The 4,317-nt window shown below is 70.1% G+C and carries 5 protein-coding genes; all 5 read right to left on the bottom strand.

Annotated features, from left to right (window positions below; translation table 11 throughout):
- Window positions 1-47 precede the first annotated feature (47 nt).
- The 5 genes from ACFU5G_RS29275 to pyrH all read right to left on the bottom strand — a co-directional run bounded on the left by ACFU5G_RS29275 (window position 48) and on the right by pyrH (window position 4,063).
- On the bottom strand, window positions 48-590 hold the full coding sequence (locus tag ACFU5G_RS29275; protein ID WP_377252553.1) for a DivIVA domain-containing protein: 543 nt from the start codon (window positions 588-590) through the stop codon (window positions 48-50).
- Window positions 591-595: 5 nt separating this feature from the next.
- Window positions 596-1,690 carry a 23S rRNA (adenine(2503)-C(2))-methyltransferase RlmN gene (gene rlmN, locus ACFU5G_RS29280; RefSeq protein ID WP_377252555.1) on the bottom strand — a complete coding sequence of 365 codons (1,095 nt, stop codon included), beginning with the start codon at window positions 1,688-1,690 and terminating at the stop codon, window positions 596-598.
- Between the two features lie 65 nt (window positions 1,691-1,755).
- Window positions 1,756-2,592, bottom strand: coding sequence for a phosphatidate cytidylyltransferase (locus tag ACFU5G_RS29285; RefSeq protein ID WP_377252548.1), 837 nt, complete (start codon window positions 2,590-2,592; stop codon window positions 1,756-1,758).
- A gap of 50 nt (window positions 2,593-2,642) precedes the next feature.
- The gene (frr, locus tag ACFU5G_RS29290; RefSeq protein WP_026365946.1) at window positions 2,643-3,200 is read right to left on the bottom strand and encodes a ribosome recycling factor; all 558 of its coding nucleotides are present in this window, start codon (window positions 3,198-3,200) and stop codon (window positions 2,643-2,645) included.
- 107 nt (window positions 3,201-3,307) lie between these two features.
- Complete coding sequence (pyrH, locus tag ACFU5G_RS29295) at window positions 3,308-4,063, bottom strand: UMP kinase (protein WP_377252551.1); 756 nt, start codon at window positions 4,061-4,063, stop codon at window positions 3,308-3,310.
- Between the last annotated feature and the right edge of the window lie 254 nt (window positions 4,064-4,317).

The raw sequence follows: 4,317 nt of genomic DNA on the forward strand, positions 1-4,317 counted from the left end.
GCGCTGGTCAGCGCTCCGCCCTCTCCTGTACTACCCGGCAAGCAGGGTCACTCGACCCCGAGCAGGACCTCCACCGCACGGCTGAGGAACGCGTCGACGGAGGCCTCGTCGTAGGCCTCCGGGCCGCGGGCCCGGCCGAAGGTCGCCGACCGGATGTCTCCGGCCGTCAGCGGCTCCTGACGGTCGAAGTAGCCGATCAGCCGGTCGCACAGGTCGTCGACGTCGTCCTTGTCGTATCCCTGCGAGCCGCGGTCCGCAGGGCCGAACTTCTCGCCGTCCGGCCGGCCCAGCCGCCCGTACAGCGAACGCGCGCGCTCGGCGAGCGCGTTCATCCAGGCCTGCTGACCGTGCGCCGACGCGTACTCCGCACGCTGCCGCGCGATGAACGCCGCCTCGAGACGGTCGAGCGCCGCGTCTACCTCGTGGGTGTTGTACCCGCCGCGGGTCAGGTCGAAGGTCGAGGCCTGGATGTCGGCACTCGTCAGCCGATCCGCGGTACGTCCCTCGTACGCCTGCCGGGCGTGCTCGAAGAACTCGTCGACCTCGTCCTTGTCGTACCCGGTGCGCATCGCGGGCACGCTGTTGAACATCCCACTCACTCGTCGTCCTCCTCAGCCGCCAGCTGCCCGCAGGCCCCGTCGATGTCGCTCCCGCGGGTGTCACGGATAGTGGTCGGGATCCCGTGACCGCGCAATCGTGCCACAAACTCGTCCTCGACATCCCGGTCGCTCGCGGTCCAGATGGAGCCGGGAGTCGGGTTGAGCGGGATGGGGTTGACGTGCACCCAGCCGCGCCCGCGGGAGTTGAGCTTCTCGCCCAGCAGGTCGGCCCGCCAGGCGTGGTCGTTCATGTCCTTGATGAGGGCGTACTCGATCGACACGCGGCGCCCGGTCACCTCGAAGTAGTTCCGCGCGGCGTCCAGCGTCTCGTCGACGCTCCAGCGGGTGTTGATCGGCACCAGCTCGGAGCGCAGGTCGTCGTCCGGCGCGTGCAGCGAGAGGGCGAGCGTCACCGGGATGCCCTCCTTGGTGAGCTTCTGCATGGCCGGGACCAGGCCCACGGTGGAGACCGTGATGTTGCGCGCCGACATGCCGAGGCCCTCGGGCTGCGGCGCCACCAGCGTGCGGACCGTCTCGATCACGGCCTTGTAGTTGGCCAGCGGCTCGCCCATGCCCATGAAGACCAGGTTGTTCAGCCGGGTGACGCCGCCAGGGATCTCACCGTCGGCCAGCGAGCGGAAGGCCGCGCGCACCTGCTCCAGGATCTCCGCCGTGGACAGGTTGCGGGTCAGGCCGAGCTGGCCCGTGGCGCAGAACGGGCAGGCCATGCCGCAGCCGGCCTGGCTGGAGACGCACAGCGTGGTGCGGTTCGGGTAGCGCATGAGCACCGACTCGACCTTGGCGTCGTCGAACAGGTGCCACAGCGTCTTGACCGTGGTGCCGCCGTCGGCCTCCAGCTTGCGCGTAGGGCGGATGAGCTGCGGGAACATCGTCGCCGCCAGCGCCTCACGGGACTTCGCCGGGAGGTCCGTCATCTGCGTCGCGTCGCTCGTGTAGTGCGTGAAGTAGTGCGTGGCGAGCTGCTTGGCCCGGAAGGCGGGCTCGCCCGCCTCGAGCACCGATGCCACGCGCTCCTCGGGCGTGAGGTCGGCGAAGTGCCTCGGCGGCTTGCCGCGGCGCTTGGGCGCCATCTGCAGCGGGATCGCCGGGGTCTCGTCCGACGGACGCACGACAGGCTGGGCAAGGGGAGTTTTCATCAGGCAACCACCGAGAGCACGAGATAGACGAAGGGCGCTGTGATGACCAGCGAGTCGAGGCGGTCCAGCACGCCCCCGTGCCCCGGGAGCAATGAGCCCATGTCCTTCAATTCTAGGTCACGCTTGAGGAGCGACTCGGCGAGATCGCCGACCGTGGCAGTGATGGCGGTCATGACGCCGAGCGCGATGCCGAGGATCGGGCTCTCGCCCAGCCCGTAGACCGAACCGAGCACGCCCACGACCGTGGCCAGCACGATCGAGCCGGCCAGGCCCTCCCAGGACTTCTTGGGGCTCACGGTCGGCGCCAGCGGGTGCCGGCCCAGCATGACGCCGGCGATGTAGCCGCCGGTGTCGTTGGCGACCGCCAGGAGGATGAACAGCGCGACGCGGATCTCGCCGTCGGGCTGCGCGAGCATGAGCACCACGAACCCGGCCAGGAACGGCAGGTAGGACGCGGCGAAGATCGCCGCCGCCGAGTCCCGCACGGCGCTGAGGCCGGAACCGTCCAGCGCCCGCCACACCACGGTCGCGGCCACGGTCAGCACGAAGGCCACGAACAGCGCCTCCGGACCGCCCCGGTACGCGGAGACCACCATGCCCGCGGTGCCCACGAAGAGCGGGACCATGGGCAGCCGCAGGTCACGGCGCGCGAACGCCTGCCGCAGCTCCCAGAGCCCCGCCCACAGCAGGAGCACCACGAACAGGACGAACGGTTCGGGTCGCCAGTACAGCGACGCGCCGACGATGCCGAGCAGGCCGACGCCGACGAGGATGGCTGCGGGCAGGTTGCGGCCCGCGCGCGAGGTCTTCGCGGCGGGTTCGGGTTCTGGGCTCACTGCGGTGTGCGCGTTGTCTCGCTCTGTTCTGTCTCGAGGCGGTGCGGGCATCAGACCTCGAGCAGCTCGCTCTCCTTGCTGGAGAGCAGCTGGTCGATCATGTCGACGTGGCTCTTGGTCAGCTTGTCCAGCTCCTTCTCCGCGCGCACGACCTCGTCCTCGCCGGCCTCGCCGTCCTTGACGATGCGGTCCAGCGTCTCCTTGGCCTTGCGGCGGATGTTGCGCACCGAGACGCGCGAGTCCTCGGCCTTCGACTTGGCGAGCTTCACGTAGTCGCGGCGGCGCTCCTCCGTCAGGGAGGGCAGCACGATGCGGATGGCGTTGCCGTCGGTCGCCGGGTTCACACCCAGGTCGGAGTCGCGCAGCGCCTTCTCGACGGCGGGCACGGAGCCCTTGTCGAAGGGGGCGACCAGCACGGTCCGCGCGTCGGGGATGTTGAACGACGCCAGCTGCTGCAGCGGCGTGGGCGCGCCGTAGTAGTCGACGGTGATCTTGCTGAACATCCCGGCGTTCGCACGGCCGGTGCGGATGCCCGCGAAGTCCTCCTTGGCGACCTCGATCGCCTTCTCCATCTTTTCCTCGGCTTCGAGGAGGGTCTCGTCGATCACCACTGCTCCTGTCGTTGGTCTACGGGTGGTGCCGGGGCCACTCTACGGACACTTTGCCCGGCTACCGAAAGGATCGCGAGTTCCCGGGCGGGCCCGGGTCCCGCGGTTCAGCGCGTCGTGATCAGCGTGCCGATCGGCTCGCCGGCCAGTGCGCGCGTGACGTTGCCCTCGCCCTCCATGCCGAAGACCCGCATCTGGACGTCGTTGTCGCGGCACATGGCCAGCGCCGTGTCGTCCATGACGCCGAGCCGGTTCACGAGGGCGTCGGTGTAGGTCAGGTGGTCGAGCTTCTTCGCGTCGGGGTTGCGGCGCGGGTCGGAGTCGTACACGCCGTCGACCCCGTTCTTGCCCATGACGACCTGCTCGCAGCTCGTCTCCAGGGCGCGCTGGACCGCGACGGTGTCCGTCGAGAAGTACGGCATGCCCGCACCCGCGCCGAAGATCACCACGCGACCCTTCTCCAGGTGCCGGATCGCCCGCAGCGGGATGTACGGCTCGGCGACCTGGCCCATCGTGATGGCGGTCTGCACGCGCGTCGTGACGCCGGCCTGCTCCAGGAAGTCCTGCAGGGCGAGGCAGTTCATGACCGTGCCGAGCATGCCCATGTAGTCCGCGCGGGCCCGGTCCATGCCGGCCACGCTCAGCTCGGCGCCGCGGAAGAAGTTCCCGCCGCCGACGACGATCGCGACCTGGATGCCGTCCCGGACGGCCACGCCGATCTCCTTCGCCATGCGCCGGACCACGTCGGCGTCCAGCCCCACGCTGCCACCGCCGAACGCCTCGCCCGACAGCTTCAGGAGCACGCGCCGGGCCGGCTTGCCCTCCACGTCCACCGCGAAGTTCTGCGTCGCCTCGTCACTCACTGATCCGTCACCCTTCGATCGTCGATGCCGGGACACCGGCCCTTCCCGGAATACTGCGCCCCACTCGCGGGCGACGCACCTCTGCGCCAGGCAGCGGCCTCCGGACCGGCCTCGAGACCCCTGGTGCGACCTGGAGCCCGCCCGGCTCTACGTCACACCGAAAGTATCGAAGCCTCGCCCCGCTCCGGAAGGAGCGCGGCGTGCGGTCCGGCTCCGTCGGAGCCGGCCGCGTATGCGTCGGCCCGGCCCGCGCC

The sequence above is a fragment of the Promicromonospora sp. NPDC057488 genome (assembly GCF_042802395.1).
Taxonomy (GTDB): Bacteria; Actinomycetota; Actinomycetes; order Actinomycetales; family Cellulomonadaceae; genus Promicromonospora.

Bases quoted from the DNA above. Each gene is read 5' to 3' on its own strand.
- ACFU5G_RS29275 (WP_377252553.1), bottom strand. From the start codon at position 590: ATGTTCAACAGCGTGCCCGCGATGCGCACCGGGTACGACAAGGACGAG.
- rlmN (WP_377252555.1), bottom strand. From the start codon at position 1,690: ATGGCGCCCAAGCGCCGCGGCAAGCCGCCGAGGCACTTCGCCGACCTC.